This window comes from Mesorhizobium sp. L103C119B0 (assembly GCF_000502235.1).
GTDB lineage: Bacteria > Pseudomonadota > Alphaproteobacteria > Rhizobiales > Rhizobiaceae > Mesorhizobium.
Map to the genome: position 1 here is coordinate 163760 of NZ_AYXE01000002.1, position 16679 is coordinate 180438.

Consider the following 16679-nt stretch of genomic DNA (forward strand, 5'->3'; position numbering starts at 1 on the left):
TCGCCCCGGCAGCTTGCCGGTTTGATTCCAGAGGAAAGAGCAAACCCATGACTTACCAGAACTATTCGCTGAAGCAGCTTCAGCAGATTGACGCCGCGCATCATCTGCATCCCTTCACCGACCACAAGGAATTGCGCGAGACCGGCTCGCGCATCATCACCCACGCCAACGGCCCGTTCATCTACGATGCCGACGGCACCGAAATACTCGACGGCATGGCCGGGCTGTGGTGCGTCAATGTCGGCTATGGCCGCGACGAGCTGGCCGACGCCGCTTACGCGCAGATGAAGGAATTGCCCTACTATAATTCCTTCTTCAAATGCTCGACGCCGACGCCCGTGCTGCTGTCGAAGAAGCTGGCCGAGCTGGCGCCCAAGGGCATCAGCCAGGTTTTCTACGGCTCCTCCGGCTCGGAGGCCAACGACACGGCGCTGCGGCTCGTGCGCCACTATTGGGTGCTGGAAGGCAAGCCGGAGAAGAACCGCATCATCTCGCGCAAGTCGGCCTATCACGGCTCGACCGTCGCCGGGACGTCGCTGGGCGGCATGGATTTGATGCACAAGCAGCTCGGCGGGGCGGTTCCCAACATCGTCCATGTCATGATGCCCTATGCTTATGAGTTGGCGCTGCCCGGCGAAAGCGACCATGATTTCGGCCTGCGCGCGGCCAAGGCCGTCGAGGACGCCATCCTCGAAGCCGGTGCCGACAAGGTGGCGGCCTTCATCGGCGAGCCGGTGATGGGCGCGGGCGGGGTGAAAATACCGCCGATGAGCTATTGGCCGGAAGTGCAGCGCATCTGCCGCAAATACGATGTGCTTTTGATGCTGGACGAGGTCATCACCGGCTATGGCCGCACCGGCGAATGGTTTGCGGCGCAGACCTTCGGCGTCGAGGCTGACACCATCACCACGGCCAAGGCACTGACCTCGGGCTATCAGCCGCTGTCGGCGCTGCTGGTCGGCGACCGTATCGCGGCGACGCTGGTCGAAAAGGGCGGCGAATTCTACCACGGCTATACCTATTCGGGTCACCCGGTGGCCTGCGCGGTGGCGCTGAAGAATCTCGAGATCATGGAGCGCGAAGGCTTGGTCGACAGGGTCAGGAACGACACCGGACCTTACTTCGCCCAGGCGCTGCAAGAGCGCATTGCCGGCCACGAACTGGTCGGCGAGGTGCGATCGATCGGGCTGATGGGCGCGATCGAGATCGTCAAGGACAAGGCGACCAAGGAGCGGTTCCTGCCGGCGGGCAGTGCCGCCGTCACCGTCCGCGACCACGCCATCGCGCAAGGCCTTATGCTGCGCGCCACCGGCGACACGATGATCCTGTCGCCGCCGCTGATCTGGACCCGCGCGACGATCGACATGGCTTGCGATCGCATCGCCAAAGCGCTGGATCTGGCGCAAGCGGATTTGCGCAAGAAGTAGATGGAACGAGCGCCGGGCGCCTTGCAAACAGGGCGCCCGGACTGTGCGCCTGCTTATCGTCAGGGTCGACGGGGTCAGCGCACCGATCGTGCTGGTCAATAAAGGCCATGAGGCAATTCCGAACGCTGCAATCGGAATAATAATTCAGACCGAGCAGTATAGTACTGCAAAACGCAAAAACCGCGCTCCATAGGAACGCGGCTTTGCCAGATACGCATGGCATTTCGCCAACAATACACTTGCGAAACTTACGGGCTCCGGTACGCGAGACCTGATCCGGAGCGCCGGGCGGATGCGATATGTCCGCCTCGCCATCCGTTATATAGGCACATCGTTACCGCCGGGTTATCGAGAGCTTAAGCAAATCTAAATTTGCAATTTTTCCGCGCAATAAAAATCGAGAAAAGCGCTGCCAAATTCGAAACTTATAGAGAACTGCCGCGAAGGAAATTTATGATGCCGGAAAAATCCGATCCGCCATTTCCCTGGGCGTTGAACAGCGCATAAAGCTGGGCCGCTTCGGCCCCCATTGGCGTCACCGCGCCGGCGCTTTGGGCCGCCTCCTGCGCCAGTTTCAGGTCCTTCAGCATGAGTGCTGCGGCAAAGCCCGGTTTGTAGTCGCGGTTGGCGGGTGAGGCCGGCACGGGACCCGGCACCGGGCAATAGGTGGTCAGCGACCAGCACTGGCCCGACGAGGTCGAGGCAACGTCGAACAGGGCCTGATGCGAGAGGCCGAGCTTTTCGGCCAGCACGAAGGCCTCTGCGACGCCGATCATCGAAATGCCGAGCATCATGTTATTGCAGATTTTGGCTGCCTGACCGGCGCCGTCGTCACCGCAATGGACGATGCGGCCTGCCATCGGCTTCAGGACCGGTTCGGCCTTGGCGAAGGCATCCTTGGCGCCGCCGGCCATGAAGGTCAGCGTTCCCGCAGCAGCACCGCCGGTGCCGCCGGAGACGGGGGCGTCGATCGAATGCAGCCCGTGCTTCCTTGCTACGGCATGCGCCTTGCGGGCCGACTCGACATCGATGGTCGAGGAATCAATGAACAGGGCGCCTGGTTTGGCCTTGGGTGCGATGTCCTCGTAGACCGAGAGCACGTGCTTGCCGGCGGGAAGCATGGTGATCACGACATCGGCGTCCTTCACCGCCGCCACGGCATTCGCCATGACAATGACGCCATGCTCGCGGGCGACGGTGAGGTTTTCCGGCATCAGGTCAAAGCCGTGCACCGCGTGCCCCGCCTTGACGAGATTGGCAGCCATCGGATTGCCCATATTACCCAAGCCGATGAAGGCGACAGTGGTCATAGCGGTGCTCCATGATGAGTAGGCAGTAGGCAGTAGGCAGTAGGCAGTAGGCAGTAGGCAGTAGGCAGTAGGCAGTAGGCAGTAGGCAGTAGGCAGTAGGCAGTAGGGCGACCTATTCGGGTGCGAGTTTGAGAATAAGTTGGCGAAGCATCTTTCCGATGGCCTCGGCCGCCAGAAGCAGGTGCTCAGCTTGCCCATGCGTGGCAACGCCAATGCGTTGAGCGATTTGGAGGTGTGTCTCGAACTCCTTCAGCGAGCCTTGGGCTATCCTGAGAAATTGCTGATAGGAGCCTCGGTTGTCTCGGCCATAGCCTTCCGCGATGTTTGCAGGGACAGAGGTTGCTGAACGGCGGATTCGGCTGGTCAGCCCATATAATTCCTCTTTGGGGCATGTCTTGGTCAATGAGTAGGTGCTGACAGCCAGATCCATCGCCTGCTGCCATACGATAAGATCCTTGTACGAGTTGATCTTGCCGGTCATCCTTTGCCTACTGCCTACTGCCTACTGCCTACTGCCTACTGCCGTCCGATCAACGCCCGCGCGATGATGACGCGCATGATCTCGTTGGTGCCTTCGAGGATCTGGTGGACGCGCAGGTCGCGCACCAGTTTTTCGATACCGTAATCATGAAGATAGCCATAACCGCCATGCAGCTGCAGCGCCTCGTTGGCGACGTTGAAGCCGATGTCGGTGACGAAGCGCTTGGCCATCGCCGACCATTTGCCGGCATCCGGCGCCTTGCGGTCGAGTTTCGAGGCGGCGGCGTAGAGAAAGATCCGCGCTGCCTGCAATTCGGTCTCCATGTCGGCCAACCTGAACTGCAGCGCCTGGAACTGGTTGATCTTCGAGCCGAAAGCCTTGCGCTCGGCGGTATAGGACAGCGCCTTGTCGAGCGCAGATTGCGCGCCGCCGAGCGAACAGGCGGCGATGTTGAGGCGGCCGCCATCGAGCCCGGCCATTGCGATGCCGAAACCTGCGCCTTCCCCCGACAGCAGGTTTGCAGCCGGCACCTTGCAGTCCTCGAAGATCACCTGGCGGGTCGACTGCATGTGCCAGCCCATCTTGTGCTCGTTGGCGCCGAAGGACAGGCCGGGCGCATCCTTCGGCACGACGAAGGTGGAAATGCCCTTCGGCCCGTCGGCGCCGGTGCGCGCCATGACGACATAGAGGTCGCTGTCGCCGGCCCCGGAGATGAACTGCTTGGCGCCGTTAAGCACATAGTCGTCGCCGCTCTTCACCGCGCGCGTCGTCAGCGCCGCGGCATCCGAGCCTGAGCCCGGCTCGGTCAGGCAGTAGCTCGCCAGCCATTCCATCGAGGTCAGCTTCGGCAGGAAGCGTTGGCGCTGCTCGTCGTCGCCGAAGCGGTCGATCATCGACGCCGCCATATTGTGGATCGAGATGAAGGAGGAAAACGCCGGATCGGCGTGCGACAGTGCCTCGAAGATCAGCACGGCGTCGAGCCGGCCGAGCGCCGAGCCGCCGACATCATCCCTGACATAGATGCCGCCAAGGCCAAGCGGGCCGGTCTCGCGGATTACATCGGCGGGAAAGTGTCTTGCCCGGTCCCATTCGAGCGCATTGGGCGCAACGCGATCGGCGGCGAAGGCCTGTGCCATCTCCTGGATGGCGCGCTGCTCCTCATTGAGTTCGAACTGACTGGTGCTCGCATCGACCGCGGCGTCCATGGCGTGCTCCCTGTGTTTCCCCAGTTGGGGTTGGCTTGCTGGCCTGTTGTTTTTGGCTTTGCGCGCCGCTCAATCTAGACCAATGATGCCGCCGCGCAACCCGGCTCGCCGCGCAGCCGCTGTGCATGAATGGATCAACGGAGCATTGCGTGCCGACATATTTCGACGAATTGCTCGACCGCTTCCATGCCTATCTCCGGGGCGTGGACAACGCGCTGGTGCGGGACGCCGTGACCCGGATCGGCTGGAATATGACGGCGCGCGTGCTCGAAGCGCATCCGCTGCCTTGCCTTGGTCTGCTCGACCGCATTGTCGAACTGGCGCCGCCGGACCCGCAGCCTCTGGTGCAACTGCTGGCGGAGCGTCGTGACGATCTGTGCTGGGGGCAGACCTACAACGCGAGCGATTTTGGTGAAGCGTTCTTGCAAAAATACGGCTGGCTGGAGGTGTTTGGCACGCGCGGCCATTTCGCCAATGAAGAGGTCGCGGCCGGATTGCTGATCCTGGGACCCGGCATCACCTATCCCGACCATCATCACATTGCCGAGGAGATCTACATNCAAGGCGATCATGCTGCAAGGCACGGGTTCGGATGTCGGCAAGACGGTGCTGGTGGCGGGGCTCTGCCGCGCGGCCAGGAATCGCGGGCTGAAAGTCAGGCCGTTCAAGCCGCAGAACATGTCGAACAATGCCGCCGTCGCCGACATTCCGGGCGACAACCGCCCCGGCGGCGGCGAGATTGGCCGTGGGCAATGGCTGCAAGCGCTGGCGTGTGGTGTTCAGCCGACCGTGCATATGAATCCGGTGCTGCTCAAACCCCAGAGCGATATCGGTTCGCAGGTGATCGTGCAGGGCAAGGTGTTCGGCGAGGCGCGAGCGCGCGACTACCAGACAATGAAAGCGGGGCTGATGGACGCCGTGCTGGAGTCCTGGACGAAGGTCGGTGAGGGCGCCGATCTGGTCGTCGTCGAGGGCGCCGGATCGCCGGCCGAAATCAACCTGCGCAGCCGCGACATCGCCAATATGGGCTTTGCCACGCGCGCCGACGTGCCGGTCATCCTGGTCGGCGACATCGACCGCGGTGGCGTCATCGCTTCGGTCGCCGGCACGCATCTGATCCTGCCGGAGGAAGACAGGCGCATGATCGTCGGCTACCTCATCAATAAGTTCCGCGGCGATGTCTCGCTGTTCGACGACGGCATCCGGTCGATCGAAAGCTTCACCGGCTGGCGCTGCTTTGGCGTCGTGCCGTGGCTGAAGGCGGCGGCGCGATTGCCTTCGGAGGATTCGGTCGTGCTCGAACGCCTGGCATCGGGCGAGAAGCGGGCGTTGAAGGTCGCCGTGCCGATGCTTGGCCGCATCGCCAATTTCGACGACCTCGACCCGCTCAAGGCCGAGCCGCAGGTCGAAGTGGTGTTCGTGCCGCCAGGGCAGCGCTTGCCGGAGGATGCCGGCCTGGTGGTCATTCCCGGTTCCAAATCGACGATCGGGGATCTCATGAAATTCCGCGAGAATGGCTGGGATCGCAATCTCCTCGCGCACCGCAAACGCGGCGGCCATATCGTCGGCATTTGCGGCGGTTTCCAGATGCTCGGCCGCCTGGTGCGCGATCCCGATGGCATCGAGGGCAGCGTCACCGAGGCGGAAGGTCTTGGTCTGCTCGACATCGAGACGGTGATGGAACCGGAAAAGACGGTGCGCAATGTCAGCGCGCGCTCGGTGCCGTTCGGCTTGGCGCTCGAGGGCTACGAAATCCATCTCGGCCGCACCACCGGGCCGGACATGGCGCGGCCGTCGGCTGTGATCAACGGCATCGACGACGGTGCCATTTCCGCCGATGGCAAGGTTTTTGGCAGCTATCTGCACGGCCTGTTTTCCGCCGACGCTTTCCGGGCGAGATTCCTGGAAAGCCTCGGCGTGAAAGGCGGCGGCGTCGACTATCGGGCGGACGTGGAAAACGCTCTGGACGAGATCGCAGCCGAACTGGAGCGCCATCTCGATTGCGATGCGATTTTTGGGTTAGCGAGGTAGGGCCGCCCATCGTTTCGTCATCCTCGGGTCTGCGCGTCCGCTTTGCTTCATGGTCATCCTTCCGCGCGGAAGAGCCTAACAGACCATGCATCCAAAGCAAAAGCGCCCGGCTTTGACCGGGCGCTTCGAATGCAGAAGTCGCGGGTGCCTAGGCGCCGCGCATCAGGCAGGCGGCGGCAAGCACGATGTATGCGATGAGGACAATCCACACCGCAGCCAGAGGAATGAACGCAAGAACGCCAAGCGCGGCGAGCACGCCGATGATGGCGATAACTAGGGATATGATGAAAACAAGCTGAGTGGGTGCACTAAGATTCATGTGTGGTCCCTCCAACATGATTCGTACAACGGCACTCTATCAGGCGTGAGGCTTATACACCAATCAGCTGGCGCAATGGGTTCGCCGGGTCGGCCAGCAGCTTCACCGCCAGCGACAGGCAGATGATCACCAGCAGCGGCTTGATCAGCCGGGCGCCGATGCGGATGGCAAGGCTGGCGCCGAGCCGGGCGCCGAGGAACTGGGCGACGCCCATCATCAGCCCGATCTTCCAGTAGACGACGCCGGCGACGGCAAAGACGATGAAGCCGCCAATGTTGGAGGCGAAATTGAGCAGCTTGGTGTGTGCCGTCGCCTTGAGCACGCCGAAGCCGGCAAGGCTGACGAAGGCCAGCATATAGAAGGAGCCGGCTCCCGGCCCGAACAGCCCGTCATAGAAGCCGACCAAAGGGGCGATGACCAGCCCGAACAGGAAGTGCGACAGGCGCTCGGCGCGGTCGACATCGTTCATGTTGGGTTTCACGGCGAAGTAGATCGCGATGGCGATCAAAAGCAGCGGCAGCAGCGCTCGCAGGAGATCACCCGGCACGAATGCCGCCAGCAAGGCGCCGACGGCACTGCCGGCAAGGGCCAGAAGCGCCGATGGCAGCTGTCGGCGCAGATCGACATGGCCATTCATGGCGTAGTGGATGGTCGCCGAAGCGGTGCCGAAAATGCCCTGCAGCTTGTTGGTTCCAAGTGCTGCGACCGGCGGGAAGCCGGCAAGCAGCAGGGCCGGGATGGTGATCAGCCCGCCGCCGCCGGCTATCGAATCGACAATGCCGGCTGCAAAAGCGGCCAAGGCAAGCATGATGACGGTCTGGGTGGCGAGGTCGAGCATCGGGATTTTCTGAACATTCCGGCGGGAAAGGTGGTGCCGCGCCTTCTCATGGCCATCCGGTTTGCGCAAGGCCGATTCCGCGCTACGTCCATCCAAGCGCGTTGCGCTTGGATTTCCTGTGGTGCATGTCATTATCTCAGTACCGCTGCGCAGTTTTGGGTCATGTGCGCTGGGCGGGCTCGGGAAAGGGACACTGTTGGCGATGGCATTGCTCGACCAGATACGCTCGATCTTCGATGGTGACCCCGGCGTGCGCAAGGTTGCCGACGACCCTGTGCTGTCGGCGGAGCTCTTGATGCTGTTTCGCATGATCCTGGCCGACGGCTCGGTTTCGGAGAGCGAGATGGTCGCCTTCCGGCGCATCTGCAAGGACGCCTTCGGCATCCCGGAAACCAGCATCGACGCGGTCATCGAATATCTCAATGATTTCGGCTACGAGACCAACGGTTCGCAAGCCATTGCGCTGTTCCGCGATCTCGATGTCGAACGGCGCAAGTTGCTGGCGCTCCACATGGCGGAGATCGCCAAAGCCGATTCCAAACTGGCCGAGAGCGAAGTGCGGCTGTTGCGCCGCACGCTCGATTTGCTCGACATCAGCCCGGTCGATGTGGTGAAGCCGGAGGAGTGAGGCAGACCAGGGGCAACGGCCGCCCGGCCGGGTCCCCGCTGCTTCGCAGCGTCCCAGCGTTCGTGACCTTTCATCGTGCCACTGGCACGATGAATTCGCTGCGCGAACCGGTCACTCACCCCTGTTCCTGCATACGGTGAGCGATCGCCCGATGCAGATCGGGCGCAGCCGCGACCAGCGCCCTGGCCGCCTCCGACTGCGGATGATCGAGCACGTCGCCGGTCTTGCCGCGCTCGACGATCCTGCCGTCATGCATGACCAGCACCTCATCGGTGATGGCGCGGGCGACGGTCAAATCGTGAGTGATGAAGAGATAGCCGATGCCGAGCTTCTGGTTGAGCTCTGCGAACAGATCGAGGATCTGGGCGCGGATCGACACGTCGAGCGCCGAGACCGGCTCGTCGGCGACGACCAGCTTCGGCCTTGTGATGATGGCGCGGGCGATCGACAGGCGCTGGCGCTGGCCGCCGGAAAACTCATGCGGATATTTGTCCATGTCGCTGACGCCGAGGCCGACCTCGTGCAGCGCATGCGCCACCATCTCGCGTCGCTCGGCCGGTGTCGGCTTCTTTTCCAGTACATGCAGCGGCTCGGCGACCAGTTTCTCGACCTTCTGGCGCGGGTCGAAAGAGCCGTAGGGATCCTGGAACACCACCTGCATGTCGCGCCGCGCGGCTTTGAGCTCCGCCTCGCTTTTGCCGGTGATGGTCTCGCCGCGAAAGCGGATCGTTCCCGATGTCGATTTGTCGAGCGCCAGGATCATGCGGGCAAGCGTTGACTTGCCGCAGCCGGAGCGGCCGACCAGCGCCACCGATTGGCCCGGCGCCAGCGACAAGGACACGTCGTCGACGGCGCGGATTGGAGCCGCTGACTTGAACAGGGAGGTGCGCCGGCCCGGATAGTCCCGTGTCACGCCTTCGACCTCAAGCAGCGGTTTGCCCTGGCCGGTGGCGTGAACCTTGGCGCGCGCGGGCACGTGCATGGAGGCCAGCGCCAGCTGGCGCGTGTAGGGATGCAGCTGTTCCGACAGCGTGCGTGCGGTGTCGCCGGCTTCCATCACCTCGCCATGGCGCAGAATGGTGATGCGGTCGGCCATTTCGGTGACGACAGCGAGGTCGTGCGAGATCAGAAGCAGGCCCATGCGGTTTTCGCTGACAAGGCCGCGCAAGAGGTCGAGGATCTGCGCCTGCAGCACCACGTCGAGCGCCGTGGTCGGTTCGTCGGCGATGAGCAGCTTGGGTTTCAATGCGCAGGCAATGGCGATGACGACGCGCTGGCGCTGGCCGCCCGACAATTCGTGCGGATAGCGCGACAGCGGGAATTTCGCCTCCGGCAGGCCAACCCGGTCGAGCATTTTGCGCGCCCGGTCTTCGGCTTCCGCGCGGCTGGCTTTGGTGTGCCAGCGTATGCCTTCGGCGACTTGTTCGCCGATGGTCTTGACCGGGTTCAGCGCCGTCATGGGCTCCTGGAACACCATGCCGATGTCATCGCCGCGCAACGCGCACATCTGGTCCTCTGTGGCCGCGAGGATGTCGATGCCCTCGAAGGTCACGCAGCCGGTGGCGCGCGCAGCATGCGGCAGAAGCCGCATGATGGTCAGCGCCGTCATCGATTTGCCCGAGCCGGATTCGCCGACCAGCCCCATCACCTCGCCGGGCGCGACGGAGAGGTCGACCCCTTTCAGGATCGACGTGTCGCCGATGGCCAGCGACAGGTTCTCCATCTGCAGCAGGCTCATCGCTGCCGCCGCGATTTCGGGTCGAGTATGTCGGCGATGCCGTCGCCGAGCAGATTGAGCCCAAGCACGGTGACGACAATGGCCATGCCGGGGAAGATGGCCATCCACGGCGCCACCACCATGCGCGTCTGAGCGTCGAACAGCATGCGGCCCCAGCTCGGCATTGGCGGCTGGGCGCCGAGGCCGACATAGGAGAGACCGGCTTCGGCCAAAATGCCGAGCGCGAACTGGATGGTGCCTTGCACCAGAAGCAGCGTGGCGATGTTGGGCAGCACGTGCTCGATTGTAATCTGCGTCTTGCTCTTGCCGGCGGCGAGCGCGGCGAGAATGAACTCGCGTGGCCAGATCGCCAGCGCGCCGGCGCGGGCGACGCGCGCAAACACCGGGATGTTGAAGATGCCGATGGCGATGATGGCGTTGATGGCGCCCGGTCCGAAGATGGCGGTGATCATGATCGCCGACAAAAGCGCCGGGAAGGCGAAGACAAGGTCGTTCAGCCGCATCAGCGCCTCGTCGACAAACCCGCCGCGCGCCGCGGCGAAGGCGCCGAGCGGCACGCCGACGCCCATGCCGATGCTGACCGCGACCAGCGCCACGGCGATCGAGTTGCGGGCGCCGACCATGATCATCGACAGGATGTCGCGGCCGAAATGATCGGTGCCGAACCAGTGCGCCGAAGAAGGCGCCAGCGTCTTGTCCGAGATCACCAGTTTGGTCACGTCGTAGGGCGTCCAGACGTAGGAGATGACCGCGATTGCAGCCACCAGCACCGTGATGGCGAAGCCGATGAGGAAGGAGCGGTTGCGGAAGGCCTTGGCCAGAATGCTGCCCAACGTCTCCTGCGGGATGTCGATGTGCAGCGTCATTGCCGGCCTCGAAGGCGCGGATCGACGATGGCGTAGGAGACGTCGACGACGAGGTTAACGGCAATGACGGCGACGACCAGCAGCATGACGATGCTTTCGACGACGATCAGGTCGCGCTGAGTGATCGCCTGGAACACCAGCCGTCCGAGGCCGGGGAGATAAAAGACGTTCTCGATGATGATGGTGCCGGCGAGCAGGAAGGCGAATTGCAGGCCCAGAATGGTCAGAACCGGGATCATCGCGTTGCGCAGCGCGTGCCGCCATAGTACGGCACGATAGGGCAGGCCCTTGGCGCGGGCGGTGCGGATATAATCCTCGTTCAGCACCTCGAGCAGCGCGGAGCGGGCAACGCGCGCCAGGATCGCCGCCTGCGGCAGCGCAAGGGCGATGGCCGGCAGCAGCAGCGATTTCAGCGCCGGCCAGACACCGGCGCTCCAGCCGGGAAAGCCGCCGGCCGGCACCAGCCGCAGCCAGACGGCAAAGAGGTAGATCAACATCAGCGCGAACCAGAAGTTCGGGATGGCAACGCCAAGCTGGGCGGCGCCCATGGCGATCGTATCGCCGGCCCGGCCGCGCCGGCTGGCGGAAAAGAGCCCGACGGGAATGGCAATGATGGTGGACAGCGCCAGCGCGATCAGCGCCAGCGGCAGGGAAACCGCCATGCGTTCGCGGACAAGGTCGATGACCGGCACCGAATAGGTGTAGGAGCGGCCGAAATCGAGGCTGAGCAGACCGCCGACCCAGTGGAGGTAGCGCAGGAGAAGCGGCGCGTTGAGGCCCATCTGGTTGCGCAGGAGTTCGACCTGCTCGGCGCTGGCGTTGAGGCCAAGCATCAGCCGCGCCGGATCGCCGGGCAGGATTTCGAGCACGGTGAAGACGACCATCGAGGCCAGGATCAAGGTGGCGATGGCAATGGCGAGGCGTTGGAGGAGGTAGGCGGTCATGGTGGAGGGAATGGTGCGTTGCCAAGTGCGATGACTGAGCAAAGGCAGCGTTCTGTCACACCCCCCTCTGTCCTGCCGGACCCGGCCCTTCGCTGTCGCTTCGGGCGTTCCTTGTTCGGAAAGCCAAGCAGTTGGCTTTCCGTCCGCTGCGCGGACCACTCCTCACCCCCCGCAAGGGGGGAGATCAGCAGTTTCCGTGTCGTCGACCAGCGTTCAACGTTCGCGATAGGCGAAAGCGGAGATGAGAGCCCAATCTCCCCCCTTGCGGGGGAGATGCCCGGCAGGGCAGAGGGGGGTGTGAAGGAATGCACACTGTTGCCTGTCGGGCGCCGCCTCAATCCGTCCACTTCACCTTGGTCAGATCATTCGCCTGGATCGGCGCATTCTCCCACAGGCCCTGCAGCTTGGCGTCCCAGACGCCGACCTTCGGCAGTTCATAGAGGAACCCCACCACGGCGTCGTCGGCCAGGATCTTCTGTGCTTCGCCGAGCAGCGTGTTGCGCTTGGCGTCGTCGGAGGTGAGGTTCAGCTCGGCGATGATCTTGTCGAAGGCGGGGTTGTCGTAGTTGAAGTAGTAGTCCTTGCGCGAATAGATATCGATGTCGTTGGGCTCGGTGTGGGAGACGATGGTCAGGTCGTAATCCTTCTTGGTGAACACCTGATCCAGCCACTGCGCCCATTCGACCGGAATGATTTCCAGGTCGATGCCGACATCGCGCAGCTGCGAAGCGATGATCTCGCCGCCAAGCCGCGCATAGGAAGGCGGCGGCAGTTTCAGCATCGCCTTGAAGCCGTTCTCCAGGCCGGCTTGCTTCAGCAGCTCCTTGGCCTTGTCGACATTGTGCGGGTACAGGCCGGTGAGGTCGACATAGGCTTTGCTGGCGGGCGACATGTGCGAGCCGATCGGCACGCCGAGGCCGGCCGAGGCGCCGTCGATGATCGCCTTGCGGTCGAGCGCGAAGGCAATCGCCTGCCGCACCTCGAGCTTGTCGAAAGGCGGCTTCTTGTTGTTGATCGCCAAAATGGTCTCGCCCTCGGTCGAGCCGATCACCACCTTGAAGCGCGGATCGTCCTTGACCTGCGCGACGCTGTCGGGATCGAAGAAAGGGAAAGCCTGGATGTCGCCCGAGAGCAGCGCCGGCACGGCGGCGGCGGCGTCGGGAACGATGCGGAACTCGGCTTTGTCGAGGAACACCGGGGCGCCCCAGTAAGTGTCCGATTTCACCAGCGTGATCGACGAGCCCTTAGCCCAGCTCTGGAATTTGAACGGGCCGGTGCCGATGGGCTTTTCCTTGTTGGTGTCGGCGCTCTCCGGCGCCACGATCACGGCGTCGCCCCAGCCCAGATTGTAAAGGAACGACCCTTGCGGGTTCTTCAGCGTCACCTTGACCGTTGCCGGATCGACGACTTCGACCGTATCGATGGCGGCGAACAGGGCCTTTTGCGCGTTTACGGAATTGTCGGCGCGGGCGCGGTCGAGCGAGAACTTCACGTCGCCGGCGTCGAAGTCGCTGCCGTCATGGAATTTGACGCCGGTGTGCAGCTTGAAGGTGTAGACCTTGCCATCGTCGGAAATGGCCCAGCTCTCGGCAAGGTCGGGCAGCACTTCGCCATTCGGGCCGATGCGGGTCAGGCCCTCGAAGACGTTCGCGTAGAGCACTTCGTCGATCGCCGCGGCAGCACCGGCGGTCGGATCGAGATGCGGCGGCTCGAGCGGAATGCCGATCACCAGGTCGGTGCGTGCGGCAAATGCCTGACTGCCGGCCAGTGCCAGCACCGCGGCGGCAAGAATGGTTTTCCACAATTTCATCGTGCAACTCCCAAATGCTCGAACCCTTGTGCGATAGAAGCGTGATTTCGAGGTGGAGTAAATTGCGTTTCGTGCTCTGCAGCGACCCGGGGAGGAATGTTTTTTCAGCGAAGTCGATGGTTTAGCCCGCGGCCGTGCCCCTGAGCAGCACATTGAGCCCGATCGCCATCACCTTGGCCGACTCCACCATATCAGAGATACCGACCCATTCGTCGGGCCGGTGGGCGAGGTCCAAAATGCCCGGGCCATAGGCGATGCAATCATAGATGTGGCCGATGCGGGCGATGTGCTTCTGGTCGTAAGTGCCTGGTGAAATGACATAATCCGGCTCGCGGGCGAAGATCGCCATGATGCCTTGCGCCACCGCCTTGACCACCGGCGCATCGCGCTCGGTCATCAGCGGCAGCACCTCCATCAGGTCGCGAATCTCGTAATCGAACTTTTTGCGCTCGCGCTTCAGCCGGTCGAGGATATCGGTCACCTCGCTCTTGACCGTGGCAAGGTCCTCCTCGAGCAGGAAGCGGCGGTCGATGGTCAGCCGGCAGGCGTCGGGCACGTTGGGTGAGGGCAGGCCGGGGCGGAAATCCTCGGTCTGGCCGCCATGGATCGAGTTGATGTTCATGGTCGAGCGCTTTGCGCCTTCGGGCACGACAGGCATGCGCGTCACCTTGCGGTCGAGCGCCGGAAACAGTTTGTCCTCGAAGGCCTGCAGCACGGCGCCCATATGGCGCACCGCATTGTCGCCGAGGAACGGCATCGAGCCATGCGCGATCTCGCCCTTGGTCTCGATCTCCGCCCACCAGACGCCGCGATGGCCAAGACAGATGCGGTCCTTGTTCAGCGGCTCGGGGATGATGACGTGGTCGACCTTGGGTTTCGAGAAATAGCCGAGCCTGGCCAAATGGGCGACGCCGCCGAAGCCGCCGGACTCTTCATCGACGGTGCCGGAGATTTCGATGGCGCCGGGAAAGTCGGGGAAAACCTCCATGAAGGCTTCCGCCGCGATGATCGAGGCGGCCATGCCCCCTTTCATGTCGCAGGCGCCGCGGCCGTAGACCTTGCCGTCCTTCACCACCCCGGCAAAGGGATCGACGCTCCAGCCTTCGCCGGCTTCGACCACATCGATGTGCGAGTTGAAATGGACGCAGGCCCCAGGCGAGCGGCCGTCGAAGCGGGCGACGACATTGACGCGGGGATAGCGGTCGGTGTCGCCGGGCGTGCCTTCGGCGCGGATGAATTCGGTTTCGAAGCCAAGCCTGCCTAGGCGCGCACCGATATATTCGGCGCAGGGGCGATAGGCTTCGCCGGGCGGGTTGATGGTCGGGAAGCGGATCAGGTCGGCGGTCAATGCGACCAGGTCATCAACACGGGCGTCTATCGCTTTGAAGAGTCGTTCGCTCATTCCCGGATTTGAGCAGGCAAGGGGGTGGTTTTGCAAGCATCGCGCCACTGGCGCCGAAACTTCGTGTCGCAGCGGCAACTATGGCGGGAAAATCGTTCAAATTCGCTGCTTTAGATTGGCGAATTTATCAAGGAGTGTGTGCTAGGTCACTCACCTGTCGTTAAAAAGATGAAAAACCGCGTGATGACAGGGCAGGCAAGGGGCATCAAAGGGGTTTGATCTCATGACAAAAATCGTTCTCATGGCAGCTGCTTTTGCTGCGATGCTGTTCGGCACGTCCATCGAAAGCAGGGCTGCCTCGCTGGTGGCCAGCATCGACGTCTCGTCGCAGACCATGACCGTCAGCCGATACGGCCAGGTGCTTTATCGCTGGAGCGTGTCGACCGCGCGCAGCGGCTATTTCACGCCGCGTGGCACCTATCGGCCGCAACGCACGGCGCGGATGTGGTATTCGAAGAAATACCACATGTCGCCAATGCCTTACTCGGTGTTCTTCCATGGCGGCTACGCCATCCACGGCACCGGCGCGGTCAGGCAGCTAGGGCGTCCGGCATCGCATGGCTGCGTGCGGCTGCACACCGCCAATGCCGCGATGTTCTATGCGATGGTGCGCGAAGTCGGCTTCGGCAATACGCGGATCGTTGTTACGAACTGAGCCTATCGACGACTTAAGATTGACGCTGCCGCTGGCCGGTGGCGTTGGCCTGTCCACGCCGGCGGCGACGCCGGCCTGAGATTTCCCACCTTTTGTGGAACCACATCCACTGTCCCGGATCCTCGCGCACCCAGCGCTCGACCACGTCGGCGAGCAGTTGGGTGGTGGCCGCGACATCGACGCTGCCGCTTTCATTGCGCGGCAAGGTCAGCTTGTCCTCGATCTCGAGGCGGAAGCGGTTGCCAGGCAGCCGCACACATCGCGCCGGATAGACGTCGCAATCATAGTGACGGGCGAGCATGCCCAGAACCGGATTGCTCTGGCATGGGCGGTTAAAGAAGATCGTCTCCAGCCCGCTGGAGAATTTCTGGTCGACTAAAACGCCGATATTGCCGCCTTTCTCCAGAATCGACGCCAGCGCGAAGGAGGCGCCGGTCGAAGACGGCAGCAAGGCGCCCATGCTCGAACGCCGCGTCGAATGGATATAGTCGGCGAGGTAAGGATTGTTCGGGGGACGAAACAGCGCCGTGATCTTCATGCCGAACGTCGCGGCCGCGACCGGCAGCAATTCAAAATTGCCGAGATGGCCGGTGAACAGGATATGCGGTTTGTCCTCGCCGGCAATCTGATGGAAATGATCGGCGCCGCCAACTTCGACGCGGCCGGGCGTCGCTGCGTTCGGATCATAGTCGAAGAGGGCGTCAAGAAAGATGTATTCGGCGGCGAGCCGGGCCATGTTGCCCCACATGTCGGAGGCGATGGCCTCGATCTCGACATCGCTCTTCTCGGGATAGGCAAGGCGCAGATTGTTGATGGCGACACGGTGGCGCCCGACCCACGGACCGATGCGCCGGGCCGCCCGGTCCGCGAAATTGAGCGCCCTGTCCGCGGGTAAGAGGCGCAGCAGCGAGATGATCGTCATCGCCACGCGCGCCACCAGCCAGTGCTCCATCTGGCGCAGTCTTCGGCCATAGCGGAACATGAAGTCCCGGCGGGCTTTCTTGAACACCTTGCCGACCATAGTC

General features: G+C 63.0%; 15 protein-coding genes and 1 pseudogene. 5 read left to right on the forward strand and 11 right to left on the reverse strand.

Going from position 1 to position 16679, the window contains the following annotated elements; translation table 11 throughout:
* The first annotated feature begins 47 nt into the window (after window positions 1-47).
* Window positions 48-1427 carry an aspartate aminotransferase family protein gene (locus tag X728_RS162860; RefSeq protein ID WP_023670423.1) on the forward strand — a complete coding sequence of 460 codons (1380 nt, stop codon included), beginning with the start codon at window positions 48-50 and terminating at the stop codon, window positions 1425-1427.
* A 425-nt stretch (window positions 1428-1852) separates the two neighbouring features.
* On the opposite strand, the gene mmsB is transcribed toward X728_RS162860, so the two are convergent.
* From mmsB to X728_RS162845, 3 genes are all read right to left on the reverse strand, one after another.
* Window positions 1853-2737: a 3-hydroxyisobutyrate dehydrogenase gene (mmsB, locus tag X728_RS162855; protein ID WP_023830557.1), complete on the reverse strand. Its 885-nt coding sequence runs from the start codon at window positions 2735-2737 to the stop codon at window positions 1853-1855.
* Window positions 2738-2849: 112 nt separating this feature from the next.
* The gene (locus X728_RS162850; RefSeq protein ID WP_023830558.1) at window positions 2850-3218 is read right to left on the reverse strand and encodes a four helix bundle protein; all 369 of its coding nucleotides are present in this window, start codon (window positions 3216-3218) and stop codon (window positions 2850-2852) included.
* 35 nt (window positions 3219-3253) lie between these two features.
* Complete coding sequence (locus X728_RS162845) at window positions 3254-4423, reverse strand: isobutyryl-CoA dehydrogenase (RefSeq protein ID WP_023830559.1); 1170 nt, start codon at window positions 4421-4423, stop codon at window positions 3254-3256.
* Between the two features lie 251 nt (window positions 4424-4674).
* Between X728_RS162845 and X728_RS1000000171285 the strand changes: the two are divergent.
* Window positions 4675-4923 (forward strand): annotated as a pseudogene (locus X728_RS1000000171285) (dimethylsulfonioproprionate lyase family protein); the annotation flags it as partial.
* Window positions 4924-4993: 70 nt separating this feature from the next.
* Window positions 4994-6454, forward strand: coding sequence for a cobyric acid synthase (locus X728_RS162835; RefSeq protein WP_031194743.1), 1461 nt, complete (start codon window positions 4994-4996; stop codon window positions 6452-6454).
* Between the two features lie 148 nt (window positions 6455-6602).
* Here the strand turns inward: X728_RS162835 and X728_RS26160 are convergent, their stop codons facing one another.
* Complete coding sequence (locus tag X728_RS26160) at window positions 6603-6773, reverse strand: hypothetical protein (RefSeq protein ID WP_023670429.1); 171 nt, start codon at window positions 6771-6773, stop codon at window positions 6603-6605.
* Between the two features lie 52 nt (window positions 6774-6825).
* Window positions 6826-7611: a TSUP family transporter gene (locus X728_RS162830; protein WP_023830562.1), complete on the reverse strand. Its 786-nt coding sequence runs from the start codon at window positions 7609-7611 to the stop codon at window positions 6826-6828.
* Between the two features lie 196 nt (window positions 7612-7807).
* Here X728_RS162830 and X728_RS162825 point away from each other — a divergent pair, with 196 nt between their 5' ends.
* On the forward strand, window positions 7808-8239 hold the full coding sequence (locus X728_RS162825) for a TerB family tellurite resistance protein (protein WP_023688142.1): 432 nt from the start codon (window positions 7808-7810) through the stop codon (window positions 8237-8239).
* Between the two features lie 115 nt (window positions 8240-8354).
* On the opposite strand, the gene X728_RS162820 is transcribed toward X728_RS162825, so the two are convergent.
* From X728_RS162820 to X728_RS162800, 5 genes are all read right to left on the reverse strand, one after another.
* The gene (locus tag X728_RS162820) at window positions 8355-9977 is read right to left on the reverse strand and encodes a dipeptide ABC transporter ATP-binding protein (protein ID WP_023830563.1); all 1623 of its coding nucleotides are present in this window, start codon (window positions 9975-9977) and stop codon (window positions 8355-8357) included.
* Window positions 9974-10843, reverse strand: coding sequence for an ABC transporter permease (locus tag X728_RS162815; protein ID WP_023830564.1), 870 nt, complete (start codon window positions 10841-10843; stop codon window positions 9974-9976). The genes X728_RS162820 and X728_RS162815 overlap by 4 nt, the downstream gene beginning before the upstream one ends.
* Window positions 10840-11787 (reverse strand): ABC transporter permease, encoded by a 948-nt coding sequence (locus X728_RS162810; protein WP_023830565.1) that lies wholly within the window; start codon window positions 11785-11787, stop codon window positions 10840-10842. The genes X728_RS162815 and X728_RS162810 overlap by 4 nt, the downstream gene beginning before the upstream one ends.
* A gap of 334 nt (window positions 11788-12121) precedes the next feature.
* Window positions 12122-13597, reverse strand: a complete 1476-nt coding sequence (locus X728_RS162805) for an ABC transporter substrate-binding protein (RefSeq protein ID WP_023830566.1) — start codon at window positions 13595-13597, stop codon at window positions 12122-12124.
* Window positions 13598-13718: 121 nt separating this feature from the next.
* Window positions 13719-14999, reverse strand: a complete 1281-nt coding sequence (locus X728_RS162800; RefSeq protein ID WP_023830567.1) for an acetylornithine deacetylase/succinyl-diaminopimelate desuccinylase family protein — start codon at window positions 14997-14999, stop codon at window positions 13719-13721.
* A 223-nt stretch (window positions 15000-15222) separates the two neighbouring features.
* Between X728_RS162800 and X728_RS162795 the strand changes: the two genes are divergently transcribed.
* Window positions 15223-15654 (forward strand): L,D-transpeptidase, encoded by a 432-nt coding sequence (locus tag X728_RS162795; RefSeq protein ID WP_023830568.1) that lies wholly within the window; start codon window positions 15223-15225, stop codon window positions 15652-15654.
* A gap of 13 nt (window positions 15655-15667) precedes the next feature.
* Here X728_RS162795 and X728_RS162790 read toward each other — a convergent pair whose 3' ends face one another.
* Window positions 15668-16675, reverse strand: coding sequence for a lipid A biosynthesis lauroyl acyltransferase (locus X728_RS162790; protein ID WP_031194745.1), 1008 nt, complete (start codon window positions 16673-16675; stop codon window positions 15668-15670).
* Window positions 16676-16679 lie beyond the last annotated feature (4 nt).